Annotated in this window: 16 protein-coding genes; 4 read left to right on the top strand and 12 right to left on the bottom strand. The window is 67.0% G+C overall.

The window, feature by feature from the left end; genetic code table 11:
- Positions 1-52 precede the first annotated feature (52 nt).
- Both KF707C_RS26185 and KF707C_RS26190 read left to right on the top strand, forming a co-directional pair.
- Complete coding sequence (locus KF707C_RS26185; protein ID WP_003453045.1) at positions 53-1879, top strand: hypothetical protein; 1827 nt, start codon at positions 53-55, stop codon at positions 1877-1879.
- Between the two features lie 59 nt (positions 1880-1938).
- Positions 1939-4008 carry an EAL domain-containing response regulator gene (locus tag KF707C_RS26190; protein WP_003453047.1) on the top strand — a complete coding sequence of 690 codons (2070 nt, stop codon included), beginning with the start codon at positions 1939-1941 and terminating at the stop codon, positions 4006-4008.
- Between the two features lie 65 nt (positions 4009-4073).
- Here KF707C_RS26190 and serB read toward each other — a convergent pair whose 3' ends face one another.
- Positions 4074-5288 (bottom strand): phosphoserine phosphatase SerB, encoded by a 1215-nt coding sequence (gene serB / locus KF707C_RS26195; RefSeq protein ID WP_003453049.1) that lies wholly within the window; start codon positions 5286-5288, stop codon positions 4074-4076.
- 136 nt (positions 5289-5424) lie between these two features.
- Here serB and KF707C_RS26200 point away from each other — a divergent pair, with 136 nt between their 5' ends.
- Positions 5425-6954 carry an AhpA/YtjB family protein gene (locus KF707C_RS26200; RefSeq protein ID WP_003453051.1) on the top strand — a complete coding sequence of 510 codons (1530 nt, stop codon included), beginning with the start codon at positions 5425-5427 and terminating at the stop codon, positions 6952-6954.
- A gap of 143 nt (positions 6955-7097) precedes the next feature.
- Here KF707C_RS26200 and KF707C_RS26205 read toward each other — a convergent pair whose 3' ends face one another.
- From KF707C_RS26205 to KF707C_RS26245, 9 genes are all read right to left on the bottom strand, one after another.
- Positions 7098-7811, bottom strand: coding sequence for a PqiC family protein (locus KF707C_RS26205; protein ID WP_172424734.1), 714 nt, complete (start codon positions 7809-7811; stop codon positions 7098-7100).
- Positions 7812-7929: 118 nt separating this feature from the next.
- Positions 7930-10197 carry a DNA topoisomerase IV subunit A gene (gene parC / locus KF707C_RS26210; protein WP_003453055.1) on the bottom strand — a complete coding sequence of 756 codons (2268 nt, stop codon included), beginning with the start codon at positions 10195-10197 and terminating at the stop codon, positions 7930-7932.
- A 7-nt stretch (positions 10198-10204) separates the two neighbouring features.
- The gene (locus KF707C_RS26215) at positions 10205-10729 is read right to left on the bottom strand and encodes a retropepsin-like aspartic protease family protein (RefSeq protein ID WP_003453057.1); all 525 of its coding nucleotides are present in this window, start codon (positions 10727-10729) and stop codon (positions 10205-10207) included.
- On the bottom strand, positions 10726-11709 hold the full coding sequence (locus KF707C_RS26220) for an esterase-like activity of phytase family protein (RefSeq protein ID WP_003453058.1): 984 nt from the start codon (positions 11707-11709) through the stop codon (positions 10726-10728). Before KF707C_RS26220 ends, KF707C_RS26215 begins: the two co-directional genes overlap by 4 nt.
- Positions 11706-13595 (bottom strand): DNA topoisomerase IV subunit B, encoded by a 1890-nt coding sequence (gene parE, locus KF707C_RS26225; protein WP_003453060.1) that lies wholly within the window; start codon positions 13593-13595, stop codon positions 11706-11708. The genes KF707C_RS26220 and parE overlap by 4 nt, the downstream gene beginning before the upstream one ends.
- Before the next feature lie 14 nt (positions 13596-13609).
- A complete protein-coding gene (locus KF707C_RS26230; protein WP_003453062.1) occupies positions 13610-14227 on the bottom strand; it encodes a YqiA/YcfP family alpha/beta fold hydrolase in 618 nt (205 codons plus the stop codon).
- A 58-nt stretch (positions 14228-14285) separates the two neighbouring features.
- Positions 14286-15098, bottom strand: a complete 813-nt coding sequence (cpdA, locus tag KF707C_RS26235; protein ID WP_036993195.1) for a 3',5'-cyclic-AMP phosphodiesterase — start codon at positions 15096-15098, stop codon at positions 14286-14288.
- A gap of 131 nt (positions 15099-15229) precedes the next feature.
- Complete coding sequence (locus tag KF707C_RS26240) at positions 15230-15685, bottom strand: DUF1249 domain-containing protein (RefSeq protein ID WP_036993198.1); 456 nt, start codon at positions 15683-15685, stop codon at positions 15230-15232.
- Positions 15676-16293 carry an NUDIX domain-containing protein gene (locus KF707C_RS26245; protein ID WP_003453067.1) on the bottom strand — a complete coding sequence of 206 codons (618 nt, stop codon included), beginning with the start codon at positions 16291-16293 and terminating at the stop codon, positions 15676-15678. The genes KF707C_RS26240 and KF707C_RS26245 overlap by 10 nt, the downstream gene beginning before the upstream one ends.
- Positions 16294-16485: 192 nt before the next feature.
- Here KF707C_RS26245 and KF707C_RS26250 point away from each other — a divergent pair, with 192 nt between their 5' ends.
- The gene (locus tag KF707C_RS26250) at positions 16486-17226 is read left to right on the top strand and encodes a DUF3298 and DUF4163 domain-containing protein (protein WP_003453069.1); all 741 of its coding nucleotides are present in this window, start codon (positions 16486-16488) and stop codon (positions 17224-17226) included.
- On the opposite strand, the gene cytX is transcribed toward KF707C_RS26250, so the two are convergent.
- Positions 17183-18484, bottom strand: coding sequence for a putative hydroxymethylpyrimidine transporter CytX (gene cytX, locus KF707C_RS26255; protein WP_003453071.1), 1302 nt, complete (start codon positions 18482-18484; stop codon positions 17183-17185). The genes KF707C_RS26250 and cytX overlap by 44 nt on opposite strands.
- Positions 18485-18618: 134 nt before the next feature.
- Positions 18619-20502, bottom strand: a complete 1884-nt coding sequence (gene thiC, locus KF707C_RS26260) for a phosphomethylpyrimidine synthase ThiC (RefSeq protein ID WP_003453073.1) — start codon at positions 20500-20502, stop codon at positions 18619-18621.
- Positions 20503-20580: the final 78 nt, after the last annotated feature.

Here is a 20580-nt window from a genome sequence, read left to right on the forward strand (position 1 = left end):
AGTGCTGAAATCCCACCCACGCCCCCACGAGCAATCAGAGAGTCCGATCCGGATGGACCACCAGAGCCCTCACCTGCTGCTGCGCGTACCCACGCCGAGCAAACAGAGCCTGTCCTTCTGTGACGCCACCCCTCGTGAGCTGAAACGCTGGATATCCCACCTGCCGAAGGCCAACCTCGGCGAAACCGCACGCCAGCTCTATCAGGCGCTGGTGGAGCTGAACCAACTGGTCGTTCCGAGCGAAAGTCGACTGCAGTTGCTGGAGCTGATACGCCCCGAGGTGCACTTCGTCTGCCAGCACCTGGAGCGGCACTTCCTCGGCCAGTCCATCGTGCTGGACGAGCGCCCGCGCAAGGTCGCCAACCTGTGCCAGGCCCTGCAGAACCACCTCGCCATCGGCTACAAGCTGATCATCGTCCAGGAAGCCCCGCGTCCCAGCCGCGACCGGGACCGCACGCAGCTCCTCACCGTCGCCCTGCAGCGCGCCCTGCACAGCCTGAAGGGTCCGCTGATCCGCTCCAGCCAGTTGTACTGCCCGGTCCCGGAAGGGCTCTGGCTCGAACTGCACCAGCTCTACCAACTGGCCCTCGGACGCCAGTTGCATCGCGTCGTCGTACGCGATCCACTGGCCCGCCACACCGACGGCCTGAGCGCCGAACAGACCTACCTGGTGGCCCTGCTGCTGGGTTGCGCGCGCTGCAACCAGATGCGCCAGGCCGGCATCGCCAAGCTGGCGGAAGTGCTGGAGACCTGGAGCAGCCGGGCGCGGCTGCAGTCCGCCGAACTGCCCTCCAGCCTCTTCGCCGTCGCACCGCAACTGGACGGACCGCCCCGCTACAAGTCGCTCTTCCTGGAAGTGGAACCCCGCAGCCTGCTGGGCCTGGATCCGCTGCCCCTGGTGAGCGCGATCAAGGACCATCTGGAGCTGCCCCCCGAGCAGCGCGGCCACTCCCCCCTGCTGGTTCCCGAAGGCCTCAGCCTCGACCTGCTGCAACACCTGAGTTCGGCCTGGGGCGATATCTCCGAGCGCACCTTCCAGCGCAATCCGGGCCAGGGCGAGCTCACACTGTGCATCGGCATGAGCGCCCTGCACTTCTTCCTGGCAGGCAGCCGCTCCTTCAGCGAGGTGCTCAAGCTGCACCAGGAGATCGGCCAGGCGATCTTCGATCCGCTCAACAGACCCGTGAACAAGGACGTCTGGGCCAACGCCTTCGACGCCCAGCCCACTACGGGCTGGCAGCCCGGGACCCTGATGGAGGAGATCGAGTACACCCGCCCGGTGGGCGAGAGCAACACCCGCCCGACGCAGGCGAGCGTGAGTCCGGAAAGCTACCCCACCTTCAGCGTGGCCGTGGTCAACCACAGCCCCGGAGGCTATTGCCTGAGCTGGCCGAGGGAAGTTCCCAGCCAGCTGCAGGCCGGCGAGCTGCTGGGCATCCAGGACGCGCCGGGGCAAAGCTGGAGCATCGCCATCGTGCGCTGGATCCGACAGGTCCGCGGTGGCGGCACCCAGATGGGCATCGAGCTGGTGGCCCCCCAGGCCCAGTCCTGCGGCGTGCAACTGGTCCGCAAGGGCGAACAGGGCAGCCACTACCTGCGGGCCCTGCTGCTGCCGGCGATCAACGCCATCTCGCGGCCGGCCACCTTGATCACCCCGCGCCTGCCCTTCCAGGAAGGCAACAAGGTCCAGCTCAACCTCCACGGCGATGAACACCGCGCCGTCCTCACCCGGCGCGTCACCAGCACCGGCAGTTTCAGCCAGTTCGAATACCGCACCTTCGAGCAGCCGACACCGCCCCAGGGAAAACCCGGAGGCGGAACAGGCACCACGCCGCAGGGCGGAGAGGAAGATTTTGACTCACTCTGGAAGTCACTGTAGATTCCGGAAAACCCACCGTTCGTCGCCTATACGCGCTCGTTCTGCGCTAAGCAAAGGCCATGGCCATCGAAAAGAAAACGATCCGTCTGCTGATCCTGGAAGACTCGCAGAACGAAGCCGAGCGACTGGTCAGCCTTTTCCGCAATTCCGGTCGCGCCACCCGGGTTCATCGCATCACCTCCGCCGACGACCTCAATGAAGCCCTGCAGCAGAGCTGGGACCTGCTGATCGCCGCGCCCGACAGCGAACTCCTGTCGCCGGGCGAAGCCCTCAACAGCATCCGCCGCCAGTCCAAGGACATCCCCTTCATCCAGCTAGTGCAGGGCAACGACTCCGACCTGATCACCGAGGCCCTGGCCCTGGGCGCCCAGGATGCCCTGCCCCAGGGCGAGGACGAGCGCCTGGTGCTGGTGGCCAACCGCGAACTGGCCAACCTGGAGCAACGCCGCGCCCGACGCGCCGCCGAAGTCAGCCTGCGGGAGGCGGAAAAGCGCTGCCAACTGCTACTGGACAGTTCCGTGGATGCCATCGCCTACGTCCACGATGGCATGCATATCTACGCCAACCGGGCTTACGTGGAGCTGTTCGGGTACGACGACGGGGACGAGCTCGAAGGCATGCCGATGATCGACCTGATCGCCGGCGCCGACCAGGCCGGCTTCAAGGACTTCCTGAAGAATTACCGCGAGGGCGAAGGAAGCGGCGAACTGACCTGCAGCGGCAGCAAGGTGGACGGCCAGCACTTCCAGGCACGGATGAGCTTTTCCCCCGCTAGCTACGACGGCGAGCCCTGCATCCAGGTGGTGATCCGCGCCGAGAGCGACAGCGCCGAACTGGAAGAGAAACTGCGGGAGATCAGCAGCCAGGACCTGGTCACCGGCCTGTTCAACCGCTCCCATTTCAACGAGATGCTGGACGCCGCGGCCGAGCGCGCGGTCAAGGCCGGACAGTCCGCCACCCTTGCCTACATCCGCGTCGCCCGCTACCCCAGCCTGCTGGCGGAGATCGGCATCGCCGGCGTCGACCTGCTGTTGACCGACCTGGCCAACCTGCTGCGCGCCCACTTCGTCGGCGACGCCCAGTTGGCCCGCTATGGCGACGATGTCTTCGGCGTGCTGCTGCAGGGCCAGTCCCCCGAGCAGGCGCGAGACCTTCTGCAGGGGCTGTTGAAAAAGGTCGACCAGCACCTGTTCGACGTCAGCGGCCGCACCGTGCAGGTCAGCCTGTGCATTGGCGTCGCCGGACTCAGCGAAACCACCGCCAGGGCCCAGGACGTGGTGGACCGCGCCCACCGCTGCGCCGACGAACTCGGTGACGAAGATGGCCTGCGCCTCTACGACCCCGCCGAGGAACTGGCGGCCGCCGCCAATCGCGGAAACCTGGTGGCCATGGTCCAGCAAGCCCTGGAGAACAACAGCTTCCGCCTGCTGTTCCAGCCCATCATCAGCCTCCGGGGCGACAGTTTCGAACACTACGAAGTGCTGTTGCGCCTGCTCAGCCCCCAGGGCGAGGAAGTGCCGCCTGCGGATTTCCTGGACGCCGCCAAGGCGGCCGGCCTGGCCGAGAAGATCGACCGCTGGGTGATCCTCAATTCCATCAAGCTGCTGGCCGAACACCGCGCCAAGGGCCACAACACCCGGCTGTTCGTCCACCTGTCCGGCGCCAGCCTCCAGGACCAGACCCTGCTCCCTTGGCTCAGCGTGGCGCTCAAGGCGGCGCGCCTGCCGTCCGACGCGCTGGTCTTCCAGTTCAGCGAGCCGGAAGCCATCGCTCACCTCAAGCAAGCCAAGGCACTCACCCAGGGCCTCGCGGAGCTGCATTGCCAGGTAGCCCTCAGCCAGTTCGGCTGTGCGCTCAACCCCTTCAACACCCTGAAGCACCTTTCCATCGACTTCGTGAAAGTGGACGGCTCCTTCACCCAGGATCTCAGCCGCGCGGAGAACCAGGAAGCGCTCAAGACCCTGCTGGCCAGCCTCCACGCCCAGGCCAAGCTGACCATAGTGCCCTTCGTCGAGACCGCCAGCGTGCTCGCCACCCTGTGGCAGGCGGGGGTCAACTACATCCAGGGCTACTACCTGCAGGGCCCGAGCCAGGCGATGGACTACGACTTCTCCTCCGACGACGAATAGCCGCGCGGAATCGGCACCCACGAAAAAGCCGCCCTCGGGCGGCTTTCTCATGTCCGGCGCGGTGCCTACTCCTGGCCGTCGCGGTCACGGAAGCCGAGCAGGTAGAGAATGCAGTCCAGCCCCAGGTTGGAGATGGCCTGCTTGGCCGACTGCTTGACCAGCGGCTTGGCCCGGAAGGCCACGCCCAGGCCCGCCAGGCCCAGCATCGGCAGGTCGTTGGCACCGTCTCCCACCGCGATGGTCTGCTCCAGGCGCAGGCCTTCCTTGCGGGCCAGCTCGGCCAGCAGATCGGCCTTGCGCTGGGCGTCGACTATGGGCTCGATGGCCACGCCGGTGAGCTTGCCGTCAACGATCTCCAGTTCATTGGCGAAGACATAGTCGATGCCCAGCTTCGCCTGCAGCTGCCTGGCGAAGTAGGTGAAGCCGCCGGAGAGAATCGCCGTCTTGTAGCCCAGGCGCTTGAGTTCGGCGAACAGGGTTTCCGCGCCCTCGGTCAGGCGCAACGACGCGCCGATTTCCTCCAGCACTTCCTCGGACAGCCCCTTGAGCAGGCCCAGGCGTTCCTTGAAGCTGGCGCGGAAATCCAGCTCGCCGCGCATGGCGCGCTCGGTGATCTCGGCCACCTGGTCACCGACGCCTGCGGCCTTGGCCAGTTCGTCGATCACCTCCGCCTCGATCAGGGTGGAATCCATGTCGAACACCGCCAACCGGCGGTTGCGACGGAACACCGAATCACGCTGGAAGGCGATGTCCACGTTGAGCTCCTGGGCCACGCTGAGGAACTCGGCCCGCAGGGCGGTGGGGTCGGCAGGCTCGCCGCGCACGGAGAACTCGATGCAGCCCTTGCCCTGGTCGGCGGGCATGTCCAGGGACATGCGCCCCGACAGGCGGTCGATGTGATCGATGTTCAGGCCGTACTTGGCGGTGATGGCGCTGACTCGCTGCAACTGCTCGGCGCTCACCTTGCGGGTCAGCAGCGTGACGATGTAGCGGCTCTTGCCCTGCCCGGCGACCCATTGCTGGTAGTCGGATTCGGAAACCGGCGTGAAACGCACCTGCTGATCCAGCTTGTAAGCGGTGAACAGCACGTCCTTGAGCACGGACGAAGCCTCGGCGTTATCCGGGATTTCCACCAGGATGCCGAAGGACAGGGTGTCGTGGATCACCGCCTGGCCGATGTCCAGGATGTTCACGCCGCCCTGGGCCAGCACGCCCGTGATGGCGGCCGTCAGACCGGGACGGTCTTCGCCCGTGATGTTGATCAGGACAATCTCGCGCAAGGCGCACCTCCCTCAGCCCATGAAAAGGCACACATTCTACCCACTTTCACAGCACCCGCGGCATGGGCGGCGCTTTGCCCTGCAAGGGGCGCTCGCTATACTGCGCCACAATTTCGTCCGAGAAGAGCCGCGCTCTGTGACCCGGCCCACATCCGTCAAGCCCGACAATTTCTTCCTGCTGATCTTCCACGCCCTGCGCCAGCGGCGTGTGCCGATCGCCCTGCGCATCGCCAGCCACAGCCTGCTGCTCGTGGCCCTGGCGCTGGTTATCTACGCCTGGGTGATGGGCATGCAGTTCAAGCAGGCCATGCAACAGCAGGCCGATGCCCTGGGCCAGAGCCTGACCGCCCAGACCGCGGCCTCCGCCACGGAGCTGCTGGTGTCCAACGACATCCTCAGCCTCAACGTCCTGCTCAACAACCTGGTGAAGAACCCGCTGGTGGCCCATGCGGCCATCTACAGCGTGGACAACCGCATCCTCGCCGAGGCCGGCTCAAGGCCCAAGCAGGGCTTGCTGGGCGAGACCGAAGGCCTCTACTCGACGCCGATCACCTTCCAGGAAGTGATCGCCGGGCACCTGCGCCTCAGCCTCGACATGGAGCAGTTCCAGCAGCCCATGACCATCAGCCTGCAGAGCATGGGGCTGCTCAGCCTGATCCTGCTGGCCCTGACCCTGTCCCTGAGCCTGCGCCTCGGGCGTCACATCTCCACGCCGCTGCTGCAGTTGCGCGTCTGGTTGCGAGACCCCGACGACCCCGCTCCCGGTGCCGGCCGGCAGGACGAGATCGGCGACCTGGCGCGTCAGCTGCAGGCCCGACTGGTGCCCGAGAAGCCGGAGCCCGAGCCCATCGACGAAGAGGACTTCGCCGATATCGAAGACGATTTCCGGGAACCCGAGCCGAGGCATGAGCCGGACGACGACGAAGACGACTTCGAGGTCCGCGACCTGCGGGACGAGCGCTACGACGACGACGAGGAAACCCCGAGCAAACTCTTCACGCCGGACGAAGAAGACCCCTTCGCCGACCTGCGGGAGGAGCTCGAGGAGCCCGAGCCCGAGGCGAAGCCGACGCCCGTGGCGGCCGAAGCGCCCCGCCGCAGTGCGGTGCTGGCCATCCAGCTGGGGGCCCAGGACCAGCTCCGCCGCCTGCCGCGCAGCCGCCTGATGGACCTGCTGCAACGCTACCGCGACTGCCTGGATCAGGCCGCCCGCCTCTACCAGGGGCAACTGCTGACCCTCAACGACGGCAGCAGCCTGATGCTTTTCCACAGCGAGGACGCCGACGAGGACTACCTGACCCATGCGCTCTGCTGCGGCGAACTGATGCGCGCCCTGGGCCATGCCCTGCAGATCGAAGTGGCCGACAGCGGCATCACCCTGCAGCTGCAACTGGGCCTGACCCTGGGCGACGACCTGTCCGGACTGGGCCAGGGCGACCTGCTGCTGGACGAGACCACCCAGAGCGCCCTGGCCCTCAGCCAGCACAGCCGCAACCTCCTGCTGGTGGAGCGCGCCGTCGCCGAAGACGACCTGGTACGCCAGCGCGCCCGTATCCGCGCCATCACCAGTCCGGAAGGCGCCTGCTGCGTCGAACGCCTGCTGGAGCCTTATCCGTCCCTGCTGGAGCGCCAACTGGCGCGCATGCACGAAGCCCGCGCGCACTGAGCACCGCAAACGACAAAGCCCGCCACTACCAGCGGGCTTTTTCATGCCCGTGAAAAACAGCGCGACTCGACAGCCGCAGCGACGACGACAAATCCGCGGCCATGAAAAAGCCCGCCTTCAGCGGGCTTCTTCATGGCTTTCGGCTAGAACCGGAACACCTCTACATCGGTGCGCACAGGCGCCGCCATGGGAATCTTCGGTTGCGGCGGCGCCTTGGGCTTGGCGGCAGCTGCGGGCTGGGCCGGCTTGCGCGGGGTCTCCGCAACCGGCTGCTGGCCTTCCAGGGGTTTCACCGCATCGGCCAGTTGTCCGGCCAATTGCTGCAACAACGCACTCTGGGCCCGTACCTGGTCGGCAGCCGTCCCCGCGTGGGGCTCCTCCAGTCGCACCAGGCGGCTGTCGCGCAACTTGCCGGCACGATCCAGCAAGCGCCACTGCGCTTCCAGCACCGCGGGCCGCTGAGGGCCGGAATCCAGGCGACTGATGGTCACCAGCACCTGCACTTCGGGGGTAAAGCCGGGATTGCCCGGGGCCAGGACCAGGCGCTGGCTGTCCAGGCGCCAGGACAGCTGGCGCAGCAGCAACTGGTCGATATCCGCCGCCAGGCTGCCCGCCCAGCGGCCATCGCTCGCGGCGGTGAGGCTGCCGTCGGGCTGCCGTTGCAGGAGGGTTTCACGCTGAAGGTAGTCAGCCACGGTCACCGGACCGAGCAGCACTTGCATGCCAGCCTTCTCCGACGGTACTTCCGGAGTACCGGGGTCCAGCTGGAACATGGGAACGGGGGGGCTATGCATGCAGCCGGTAAGGCCAAGCAGGCTCACCAGCATCAGAGCCAGGGGAAAACGCACGGTCATCAATCTCACCCACGGCCGCCTTGTGGGCAGCCTGCAGTCGAATTCATTCAACCTCGCCACCAGAGGGGCGGCGAGGGTTCATATCATCCGTCAATGTGGCTCCGGACTCCAGAGCCCCACGTCAATTGGCAGTCGCCAAGGGCTCGACCTGCAGGGCATCCACACGCTGGAAGCCGCGCGGCAGCTTGTTGCCGCGGCGACCCCGCTCGCCCTTGTAGTGCTCCAGATCGTCGGCCCTGAGCGACAGGGTGCGCTTGCCGGCCTGGAGTACCAGGGTGGCGCCGGCGGGCAGCACGGCCAGGTCGGTGACGTACTCCTCGCGGCTGGCGACGCGATCCCCCGGAACGCCGATGATCTTGTTGCCCTTGCCCTTGGCCAGTTGCGGCAGGTCGGCCACCTTGAACACCAGCAGGCGGCCCTCGGTGGTCACCGCAGCCAGGCAGTCGTTCTCCAGGTCCTGCAAGGGCCGGGGCGCCAGCACGCGCGAGCCGCTGGGCAGGCTGAGCAAGGCCTTGCCGGCCTTGTTCTTGGCCTGCAGGTCGGCCCCCTTGACCACGAAGCCGTAACCCGCGTCCGAGGCGATGACGTACAGGGCCTCGTCGTCCGGCAGCAGCACGCACTCGAAGTTGGCGCCCGGCGGCGGGGTCAGGCGACCCGTGAGGGGCTCGCCCTGGCCACGGGCCGATGGCAGGGAGTGCGCCGCCAGGGAGTAGCTGCGCCCGGTGGAGTCGATGAACACCGCGTACTGGTTGGAGCGGCCGGGGGAGGCGGCCTTGAAGCCGTCGCCAGCCTTGTAGGAGAGGCCACTGGCATCGATGTCGTGCCCCTTGGCGCAACGCACCCAGCCCTTCTCGGAGAGCACCACGGTGACCGGCTCGGTGGGCATCAGCTCGGTTTCCGACAGGGCGCGAGCCTCGGCACGGGCGACGATGGGGGAGCGGCGGTCGTCGCCGTAGGTCTCGGCGTCCTTGAGCAGTTCCTCGCGCACCAGTTTCTTCAACTTTGCGTCGCTGCCCAGCAGGGCCTGGAGTTTCTTCTGCTCCTTGAGCAGCTCCTCCTGCTCGCCACGGATCTTCATTTCTTCCAGGCGGGCCAATTGGCGCAGGCGGGTATCGAGGATGTAGTCGGCCTGGACCTCGGAAAGCTGGAAACGCTCCATGAGCACCGGCTTGGGCTGGTCCTCGGTGCGGATGATGTGGATCACCTCGTCCAGGTTGAGGAAGGCGATCAGCAGGCCATCCAACAGATGCAGACGCCTTTCCACCTTGTCGAGGCGGAACTGCAGGCGGCGACGAACGGTGCCGATGCGGTAGGTCAGCCACTCGCTGAGCAGGGTTCGCAGGTCCTTGACCTGGGGCCGCCCATCGAGGCCGATGACATTCATGTTGACCCGGTAGCTGGACTCCAGGTCGGTGGTGGCGAACAGGTGCTGCATCAGCTCGTCGGCGTCCACCCGGTTGGAGCGCGGGATGATGACGATGCGGGTCGGGTTCTCGTGGTCCGACTCGTCCCGCAGGTCCGCCACCATGGGCAGTTTCTTGGCCTGCATCTGGGCGGCGATCTGCTCCAGCACCTTGGCCCCGGAGACCTGGTGGGGCAACGCGGTGACGACGATGTCGCCGTCCTCGACCCGGTACACGGCGCGCATTCGCACCGAGCCACGGCCGGTTTCGTAGATCTTCAGCAGGTCGGCGCGGGGCGTGATGACCTCGGCCTCGGTGGGGAAGTCCGGGCCCAGCACATGCTCGCAGAGCTGCTCGACCGTGGCCGAGGGCTCGTCCAGCAGGCGCACGCAGGCGCTGGCCACTTCCCTGAGGTTGTGGGGCGGCACGTCGGTGGCCATGCCCACGGCGATGCCCGTGGTGCCGTTCAGCAGCAGGTTGGGCAGCCGGGCCGGCAGGGTCGCGGGCTCGTTCAGGGTGCCGTCGAAGTTGGGCACCCAGTCGACGGTGCCCTGTCCCAGCTCGGTCAGCAGCACTTCGGAATAGCGCGACAGCCGCGCCTCGGTGTAACGCATGGCGGCAAAGGATTTGGGGTCGTCCGGCGCACCCCAGTTGCCCTGGCCATCCACCAGCGTGTAGCGGTAGCTGAAGGGCTGCGCCATCAGCACCATGGCCTCGTAGCAGGCGGAATCGCCGTGGGGGTGGAACTTGCCGAGCACGTCGCCGACGGTGCGGGCGGACTTCTTGTGCTTGGCGTCGGCGTCCAGGCCCAGTTCGCTCATGGCGTAGATGATGCGCCGCTGCACGGGCTTCAGGCCGTCGCCGATATGGGGCAGGGCGCGGTCCATGATCACGTACATGGAGTAGTTCAGGTAGGCCTGTTCGGTGAAGTCGGCCAGGGAGCGACGCTCCACGCCTTCCAGGGAGAGATCGAGGGATTCGCTCATGCGTGCCTCACGGAGAAGTGACTTGGCGCAGCACCAGGGTGCCGTCGCGCTGGGTGAATTCGAGTTGTTTCAGGGCGCTCATGCCGAGCAGCACCTCGTTGCCATCCATGCCCGGGACGATGATCGCCGGCACCTGGATCAGGCGGATGTCCCCCAGCCGCAGGTCCTGCAACTGGGTGCGCTGGCCCGTGACGCGGCCATTGGCGGTACTCAGGGTGACCGGCGCGCCGGGCGCCAGGCCGATGCGCTCGGCCAGCCGAACCGGCACCGCCACCTGGGTGGCGCCGGTGTCCAGCAGGAAGGTGACCTTGTGGCCGTCGATCAGGCCGTCCAGCAGGTAGTGCCCCTGGCGGCTGCTGGCCAGGCGGACTTCCACGTAGCCATCGCCCTGGACCGACTCCGGCGTGCGATTGGGGTTGTGCTGGCGATCTTCCCAGAGGCCGAAGAAATGCGTGGCCAGGAGCAGGCCGATGCCCCAGGCGAGCACCAGCATCACCCTCCCCAAGCGCCGCCCCGGCGTCTGCATGGTCATTTGCCGCTCCAGCCGCCCTTGGGTGCGGAGAAGCGCCAGACGATGGGCCGGCGCTCGCCATCGCCCCGGGCCTTGCCACCATTGTCCAGGCCCACCCAGGCGCCATCGGCGTCGATCCACAGGCCTTCGGCTACGCCGAAGGGCACGCCATAGCGACGGGTGTCGGCCAGGCCCTCTTCGACGAAGGACCAGCAGCGCTCCACTTCGCCATTGCTCGGCTTGCGCCGGCAGATCTGGTGCGCAAGGCGTTCCAGGGTGAAGAGTTTTTCCTCGAAGAAGGCGACATCGGAAAAGTCACGGGGCATCCGCTGCCCGCTGCCCGTGGGGGCGGGCGGCGCCTCGGTACCCGCCTCGCTGAAGATCACGCAGCCGCCAGTGCACCGCCAGGTGGCCTGTTGCCTGTGCACCACCATCAGGCCGCGACGCTCACGCTCGGCGGCGAGCCAGAGGCGTTCGCCCTTGGGATCGACGGCGATGCCCTCCAGCAGGGCATTGAAGTGCAGCAGCATGCCGCTGGCGCGGGCCTGGCGCACCAGGTTGTCCGGCAGCATCAGCCAGGTGGGTTCGCCACTGACCGGGATCTGCAGCACCGCCGCCAGGGCCTCGCTCACGAGGTAGCGGTTGCCCGCCTGATCGCAGGTGATGCCTTCGAAGTCCAGCTCGTTGCCACGCAACATGCTCACCGCCCAGGAGCGCGCTCGCACGCCCCAGGGCAGGTTGCTCGGCGGGGGCGGGGGTGCCAGGAAGGTCTCCGCCTCCGCCTGGAGCAGGCCACCAATGGGCTTGAGCCGGTAAAGCTGGTTGTCGACGCGGTCGGACACCGCCAGCAACTCGTCGCCGCACCGGGTCAGTCCGGACAGGTTGCCCTGGGGCAAGCCCTCCACCGGATACTCGGCGGCCAGGCGCAGCTGTTCCGGCGCCTCGGCGGCCCAGAGTGGGGCGGAGATCAGCAGGCCGACGAGGAACAGGACTCCCCTCACACCATGACCTCGGCCAGGTTGCCCTTGGACTCCAGCCAGGACTTGCGGTCACCGGCGCGCTTCTTGGCCAGCAGCATGTCCATGACTTCCACGGTGCCGTCGTCCTGCTCCAGGGTCAGTTGGACGAGACGCCGGGTATTCGGGTCCATGGTGGTCTCGCGCAGCTGCAGCGGGTTCATTTCACCCAGGCCCTTGAAGCGGGTGACCTGGGGCTTGCCACGCTTCTTCTCGGCGGCCAGGCGATCGAGGACGCCGTCACGCTCTGCGTCGTCCAGGGCGTAGTAGATCTCCTTGCCCAGGTCGATGCGGTACAGCGGCGGCATCGCCACGTAGACGTGCCCGGCCTCCACCAGCGGGCGGAAGTGGCGAACGAACAGCGCACACAGCAGGGTGGCGATGTGCAGGCCGTCGGAGTCGGCGTCGGCGAGGATGCAGATCTTGCCGTAGCGCAGCTGGGAGAGGTCCGAGGCACCGGGATCGACGCCGATGGCCACGGCGATATCGTGCACCTCCTGGGAGGCCAGCACTTCGCCGCCATCCACTTCCCAGGTGTTCAGGATCTTCCCCCGCAGCGGCATGATGGCCTGGAATTCCTTGTCCCGCGCCTGCTTGGCGGAGCCACCGGCGGAGTCGCCCTCCACCAGGAACAGCTCGGCCCGCATGGGGTCCTGGCCCGCGCAGTCCGCCAGCTTGCCAGGCAGCGCCGGGCCCTGGGTGATCTTCTTGCGCTCCACCTTCTTGCCCGCCTTGAGTCGGCGGCCGGCGTTGCTGATGGCCAGTTCGGCCAGTTGCATGCCCAGGTCCGGATGGGCGTTGAGCCAGAGGCTGAAGGCGTCCTTGACCACGCCGGAGACGAAGGCGGCGGCCTCGCGGGAGGACAGGCGTTCCTTGGTCTGCCCCGAGAACTGGGGCTCCTGCAGCTTCATCGAGAGGACGAAGGCGATGCGTTCCCAAACGTCTTCCGGCGCCAGCTTGACCCCGCGCGGCAGCAGGTTGCGGAACTCGCAGAACTCGCGCATGGCATCCAGCAGCCCCTGGCGCAGGCCGTTCACATGGGTGCCGCCCTGGGCGGTGGGGATCAGGTTGACGTAGCTCTCCTGGAGGGATTCGCCCCCCTCGGGCAGCCATAGCAGCGCCCAGTCCACCGCCTCCTTGTTGCCGGCCATGGCACCGACGAACGGCTCATCGGGCAGGCGCTGGAACTCGGAGACGGCGTCCACCAGGTAGGAGCGCAGGCCGTCCTCGTAATGCCATTCGACCCGCTCGCCGCTGGCCTTGTCCTCGAAGGTCACCAACAGGCCGGGGCAGAGCACCGCCTTGGCCTTGAGCACGTGCTTCAGGCGGCTGACGGAGAACTTGTGGGAGTCGAAGTACTTGGCGTCCGGCCAGAAGTGCACGCTGGTGCCGGTGTTGCGCTTGCCGACGCTGCCGATGATCTCGAGATCCGTGGCCTTGAAACCGTCGGCGAAGGTCATGCGGTATTCGTTGCCCTCGCGCTTGACCCGGACTTCGACACGGGTGGACAGGGCGTTCACCACCGAGATCCCCACGCCATGCAGGCCGCCGGAGAACTGGTAGTTCTTGTTGCTGAACTTGCCGCCGGCATGGAGCTTGGTGAGGATCAGCTCGACGCCGGGCACCCCTTCTTCGGGGTGGATGTCCACGGGCATGCCGCGGCCGTCGTCGATCACCTGCAGGGAGTTGTCCTCATGGAGGATCACCTGCACGCTCCGGGCGTGGCCGGCCAGGGCCTCGTCGACGCTGTTGTCGATGACTTCCTGGGCCAGGTGGTTGGGGCGAGTGGTATCGGTATACATGCCCGGGCGCTTGCGCACCGGGTCGAGGCCGGAGAGGACTTCGATGGCATCCGCGTTGTAAGTAGCCATGGATTCCCTTTCAGTCAGAGGTCGGAAAAGTCGATGTCACGCCACAGCGTCGCCGGAAAGCCGGCGAAGGCCAGCAGCGCGGGCAGGTGGGCGGAGAAATTCTGGAAACCGTGGTCGCCGCCGGCCTCGATGCGCAGGGCGCAAGCGCGGTAATAGCGCTCCGCCTGGCGGTAATCGAGGGTTTCGTCGGCCGTCTGCAGCCAGACCTGGTAGCGCGCCGGGTCCGTGGGGGCCGGCACTTCCAGTTCGGCCAGGGCCGCTACGTGCTCCAAGGTCAGCTCCCAGGTTTCTTCGCTGTAGTAGTTCTTCTGGGGGCCGAGGTGGCCTTCGAACAGCCGGTGCGGGGCGACCGCAGGGTTGATCAGCACGGCCCCAAGGCCGTGGCGCTCGGCCAAGTGGGTCGCATAGTAGCCGCCCAGGGAGCTGCCGACCAGCGTCGGCCGCCCCAGCTCGGCGATGGCCGCTTCAAGCTGGGCAATGGCCTGGCGCGGATGGTGGTGCAGCGCCGGCACCCGCAGGCGCCCGGCAAGCCCCAGGCGGGCCATGAGGGCGCTGAGCTGGCGCGCCTTGTGCGACGCGGGTGAGCTGTTGAATCCGTGGATATAGAGAAGGCTGGGCTGCTGGCTGGACACGCGGTTTCCTGGCGGATCGAGGGAAAGCTGTACTTCTTGCCGTGCCGCGGCGCGAAGGTCAATAACCCTTGACGCTGTAGTCCACCTCGAAGGCGATCCCGATGACCCGGGAAACCCCGGTCTCCACACGGCCATCGCGGGTCAGCCGCAGCCAGCGATAGCCCGGCGCCTCGCTGCCGACGCTGAAGTCCTCGCTACCCGGCGCGAACTGCACACAGGTGGACGGCGAGGCCAGCAGGCGTACGCCATTGCGCGACTGGTCGAACTCCTGATGGACGTGCCCCCAGAGCAGCGCGCGCACCTGTGGATAGCGATCCAGCACCGCGAACAGCGCTTCGGCGTTGCGCACGCCGATGGGCTCCATCCAGGCGCAACCGATGGACACCGGATGATGGTGGAAGCTGACCAGCACATGACGCTCGCCGGCGCCCTCGATGGCCTCCTCCAGCAGCGCCAACTGCTCGCTGGGGAAGAAACCGGGTACCGCGCCCTCGATGGTCGAGTCCAGCAGCACCAGTCGCCAGTGGGGAAAATCGACTATGGGCTCCAGCATGGAGGTGCCGGCACAGACTTCGCGCATCGCCGGGACGTCGTCATGGTTGCCGGGGAACCAGCGAGACGGGGCTGGGATGCGTGACGCCTCCTCGGCGAAGCCCCGGTAGGATGCCGCGCTGCCGTCCTGGGACAGGTCGCCCGTGGCCAGGACCAGGTCGATGCAGGATTGCTCCTCCAGCACCTGGTCGACCACCCGGCGAAGGCTGTCGCGGGTCGCCATGCCCAGCAACCGGCCGTCCGCTTCAGCGAACAGGTGGCTGTCGGATAGCTGCACCAGCAGCACCGATTCGTCGGCGGGAGGGACTGGACTGGGCAAGGCCGTCTCCTTGGGCAAGGTGCACAGATTATGGTGGCTGCCCGAGCAGCGGGTAAACCCGCGAAGCGGGAATGGTTCACAGTTGAAAACAGTGAATGGGCGCGGCCCGACGAGCCGGTCCGAACAGCGGCTCAGATGACCACGGGCTCCAGCTCGTGGCCACAGGCCAGGCAATGACTCAACCACTCGCCGAGAAAGAGGTTCAACTGGCTTTTCTCATCGGGCTGGTGCATGTCGACATTGGGATAGGGATACACGCTGCGGAAACGCCGCGCATGCTCGGCACCGACCACTTCCGCCATGCGCGCGTCATGGTAGACCCGCACTTCCAGGCGCGGCGTCGGCAACCAGGGCAGGCTGTGCTCCTGACGCACCTGGAGCGTGGTGGTGTAGGGACAGGCCTCGATCACGTCCAGGGCCAGCACACCCAGCAGGTGCTCCCCCTGGCTCAGGGCGACGCGCCGGGAACCACGCGCCTCGCGCATCTGCGGCAGCAGACGCATCAGGTGCGCATAGTTCGCCTCGCAGGCTGCCTGCAGCCCGACGAGATCGACCCGATAGCGATCGCGCAACAGATTCACGTCCACAACCCCCTGACTTCGGTACGGTTCAGCGCCAGCCACTGCAGGGCCAGCATGCTAGCGGCATTGTCCAGGCGTCCATCGCGCATCAGCGCCAGGGCATCCTCGAAAGGCACCACATGCACGCGGATGTCCTCGCCCTCCTCCGCCAGCCCGTGGACACCGCCCGCGCCGCTGCTGTCACAGCGCCCCAGGAACAGGTGAACACGCTCGTTGGAACCCCCTGGTGAAGGATAGTAGGTGGTGATCGGCCAGAGCGAAGTCAACTGCAGATCGGCTTCTTCCAGCGCTTCCCGACGGGCGACCTCCTCCGGTTCCTCGTCCTTGTCGATCAGCCCCGCCACCAGTTCCAGCAGCCAGGGCGTCTCGCTCTTGCCCATGGCGCCGACGCGGAACTGCTCGATCAGCACCACCCGGTCCTGCTGCGGGTCGTAGGGCAGCACGCACACCGCATCATGGCGGACGAACAGTTCCCGATTGATGACCGGCCCCATGCCGCCCTCGAACAGGCGATGGCGCAGGGTCAGACGGTCCAGGCGATAGAAGCCCTGGAAACAGGTTTCGCGCGCCATCAGGTCGACGGCCTCGGGACCCGGCTTGAAAGGTTCGGTCATGGGAATTCTCGCTTGCGGGTAAAGGCTGGATCTGCCGCATCCTACCCCTTGGCCGCCCGCTGCGCAGCCTCTTTGCAGATGACTCGCAGGCTGGGAAGATGCCCGGCTGACGACGCGCGGCGACCGAACTCGGCACGCCCGCGACAGTCCAACCCAGCACTTTTTCCGGAACCCGCCCTGACGATGAAGCCGATGCCCCTTGCCCGACTCCTCGCCGCCGCCAGCCTCGGCGCTCTGCTCAGCGCCTGCCAGATGCTCCCCGGCGCCGCCGACAAGCTGGAGCCCCAGCGCCACGCCTGGGAACACCTGAAACCCGGCTGCCAGGGCGATGGCTGCCCGCTGGTGAACATCGACACCATCAGTTTCCAGGGCGAGCCGCAGCTCAACGACCTGATCAACCAGCGCCTGCTGCGGATGACCCAGGACGCCCCCGGCGCGCCGCTGCCGGCATCGCTTGAGTCCTACGAAAGGGACTTCCTCGCCAGCGCCCAGCCCGGCTGGGCCAGCTACCTCCAGGCCAAGGTGCTGGAGCAGCACGACAGGCTGGTGCTGGTGGAACTCTCCAGCTACCTCTTCACCGGCGGTGCCCACGGCATGCCGGGACGCGGCTACATCAACTACGACCGCACGCTGGAAAAGCCCCTGACCCTTGGCGACATGCTGCTGCCGGGCCAGGAAGAGGCCTTCTGGAAAGTCGCCGAACAGGCCCATCGCCGCTGGCTGGCGAGCAACCGGCTGGACCAGGACCCCGACTTCCTCAGCACCTGGCCCTTCCAGCGCACCGCCCATGTCGGCCTGGGCTACGGCGCGGTGTTGCTGAAGTACGACGTCTACAGCATCGCGCCCTATTCCAGCGGCCACCCGGAACTGCGCATCCCCTACCCGCAGCTCAACGGAATATTGAAGCCCCGGTATTTCCCCGGGCGCGGCTGAAGCGCCCCAGGAGGCACTGCAGCGCCCCCGAGGCCAACAGCGCCGGCAGGGTCGCCCCGAGCTCCGGCCAGCGGCTGGCCAGCAGATGGTAGAGCGCCACGCCGCAGGCCCAGGCCAGGAGGCTGTCCCAGCGCAGGGCGGTACGTGGCGCCCCGTCGGCACGGCGGCGGCGCAGGATGAAATGGTCCGCCAGCACCACGCCGAACAGCGGCGCGAACACCGAGCCGATGAGCAGCAGGAAGTTCTGGTACTCCGCCAGGGGCGCGAACCAGGCGATCAGGGTGCAGAGCACGCCGATGGCCAGGGCCAGCCGCTCCACCTTCAGCGGCAGCAGGATGCCGCTGGAGACCGCAGCCGAATGGATATCGGCGAAGGCCTTCTCCGACTCGTCCAGCAGGATCAGCAGCAGCGGGATGCCCATGCCGGCACCGGCCAGCGCCAGCAGTAGGGCGTTGGCGTCGCTGCCCTCGGCAAACGCCAGGGTGTAGGCCACGCCCAGGCCCATCAGCCACAGGCAGCCGATGAAGAAGCCCAGGGCCGAGCCGAAGAACACGCCGCCGCCCCGGCGCCCGAAGCGCGAGTAATCGGCGATCAGCGGCAGCCAGGACAGCGGCATGGCGATGGCGATGTCGAAACCCAGGGCGAAACTCATGGACCCGTCGCCGGCCCTGGCCAGAACCGTGGACAGGTCGGTCCGGCGCAGCAGGTCCCAGGTCAGCCAGACGCAGGCCCCCAGCAGCAGCCAGATACCCCAGCGACGCAGGATCCGACGGACGAAAGCCAGGGGCCCCGCCACCGCCAACAGGGTCGCCAGGGCGCCGAACACCAGGGTCCAGAGCGTGGGCGAGGCCCACGGGCTGCCCTCGCCGAAGCTCCTCCCGGCCAGAAGGCTCGCGGCATCGCGCATCACGATGATCTCGAAGGCGCCCCAACCCACCAGTTGCAGCAGGTTGAGCAGGGCGGGCAACGAGGCGCCGGCCGAGCCCAGGCTGAGCTTCATCGCCGCCATGGTAGCCAGGCCCGTGTCGCTGCCGATCATGGCGGCGGCACCCAGCAGCAGCACGCCGACGCCGGTGCCCAGGAGAATCGCCAGCAGCGCGTCGGAACCACCGAGGCCCGGGGCCAGCAGGGCGCCGGTCTGCAGCACCATCAGCCCGAGGCCGAGGGAGAACCAGAGGGAAAACAGGTCGCGCGTGCCGAGCACGCGCTGGTCGAAGGCGACCGGGATGGACGGCGAGTAGCTGGTAGGGGTATTCACGATGGCAGATGCCCTCAGTTGGCGGTGCCTGAATCCGTAGGAGCCGGCTAGCCGGCGAAAGCAGGGGCGCGGATCACGACCTGCAAACGGGAAAGCCGGGCACTGGGCCCGGCTCTCGTTGCGCGCGGTCTGGATCAGACCTGCTTGTAGATCACCGACCCTTCGTCCTTGAAGCGCCCGGACTGCTCGGCGAAGCCGGCCTCGATGGCCTTCTGCTCGTCGGTCAGGCCGTTCTCCTTGGCGTAGTCACGCACTTCCTGGGTGATCTTCATCGAGCAGAACTTCGGCCCGCACATGGAGCAGAAGTGGGCCACCTTGGCCGACTCCTTGGGCAGCGTCTCGTCATGGAAGGCCCGTGCGGTGTCCGGGTCCAGGCCCAGGTTGAACTGGTCTTCCCAGCGGAACTCGAAGCGCGCCTTGCTCAGTGCATTGTCGCGGATCTGCGCGCCAGGGTGGCCCTTGGCGAGGTCGGCGGCGTGGGCGGCGATCTTGTAGGTGATGATGCCGGTCTTCACGTCATCCTTGTTCGGCAGGCCCAGGTGCTCCTTGGGCGTCACGTAGCAGAGCATGGCGCAGCCGAACCAGCCGATCATCGCGGCGCCGATGCCGCTGGTGATGTGGTCGTAGCCGGGGGCGATGTCGGTGGTCAGCGGGCCGAGGGTGTAGAACGGCGCCTCGTCGCAGCACTCCAGCTGCTTGTCCATGTTCTCCTTGATCAGGTGCATGGGCACGTGGCCGGGGCCTTCGATCATGGTCTGCACGTCATGCTTCCAGGCGATCTTGGTCAGCTCGCCGAGGGTTTCCAGCTCACCGAACTGCGCCGCGTCGTTGGCGTCGGCGATGGAGCCGGGGCGCAGGCCGTCACCCAGGGAGAAGGACACGTCGTAGGCCTTCATGATTTCGCAGATTTCCTCGAAGTGGGTGTAGAGGAAATTCTCCTTGTGGTGGGCCAGGCACCACTTGGCCATGATCGAGCCGCCACGGGACACGATACCGGTGACGCGCTTGGCGGTCAGGGGCACGTAGCGCAGCAGCACGCCGGCGTGGATGGTGAAGTAGTCCACGCCCTGCTCGGCCTGTTCGATCAGGGTGTCGCGGAACAGGTCCCAGGTCAGGTCCTCGGCGATGCCGCCGACCTTCTCCAGGGCCTGGTAGATGGGCACGGTGCCGATGGGTACCGGCGAGTTGCGGATGATCCACTCGCGGGTCTCGTGGATGTGCTTGCCGGTGGACAGGTCCATCACGGTGTCGGAGCCCCAGCGGATGCCCCAGGTCAACTTCGCCACTTCTTCCTCGATGGAGGAACCCAGCGCCGAGTTGCCGATGTTGCCGTTGATCTTCACCAGGAAGTTGCGGCCGATGATCATCGGCTCCAGCTCCACGTGGTTGATGTTGGCCGGGATGATGGCGCGGCCGCGGGCCACTTCCTCACGCACGAACTCGGGGGTGATCTCCTTCGGGATGGCGGCGCCGAAGCTGTGCCCCGGGTGCTGCTCCTTCAGCAGGCCGGCCTCGCGGGCCTCGGCCAGCTTCATGTTCTCGCGGATGGCGACGAACTCCATCTCCGGGGTGATGATGCCCTTCCTGGCGTAGTGCATCTGGGTGACGTTCTGGCCGGCCTTGGCCCGGCGCGGATTGCGCACATGGGCGAAGCGCATGGCCGAGAGTTCGGCATCGGCCAGGCGGCGCTGGCCGAACTCGGAGGTCAGGCCCGACAGGCGCTCGGTGTCGGCGCGGTCGTCGATCCAGGGGCTGCGGATATCGGCCAGGCCCTTGCGCACGTCGATCTGCACGGCGGGGTCGGTGTAGGGGCCGGAGGTGTCATAGACGGTGACCGGGGCATTGATCTCGCCACCGAAGGCGGTGGGGGTCACGTCCAGGGCGATCTCGCGCATGGGAACGCGGATATCCGGGCGGGAACCCTGCACATAGACCTTGTGGGAACGGGGGAAAGGCTGGACGGATTGCTGGTCCACCTGGGCGCTTTCGCTCAGGTTCTTTTGTTGTTTTACAGTCATCGGCTGGCTCCTGAGGATGATGTCGGAGCGAACCTGAGGGCAGAGTGCACCGGGATCGGTGCCGAGAGGAGCCTCCCG

Origin of the sequence: Pseudomonas furukawaii, from assembly GCF_002355475.1 — a bacterium.
Lineage (GTDB): Bacteria > Pseudomonadota > Gammaproteobacteria > Pseudomonadales > Pseudomonadaceae > Metapseudomonas > Metapseudomonas furukawaii.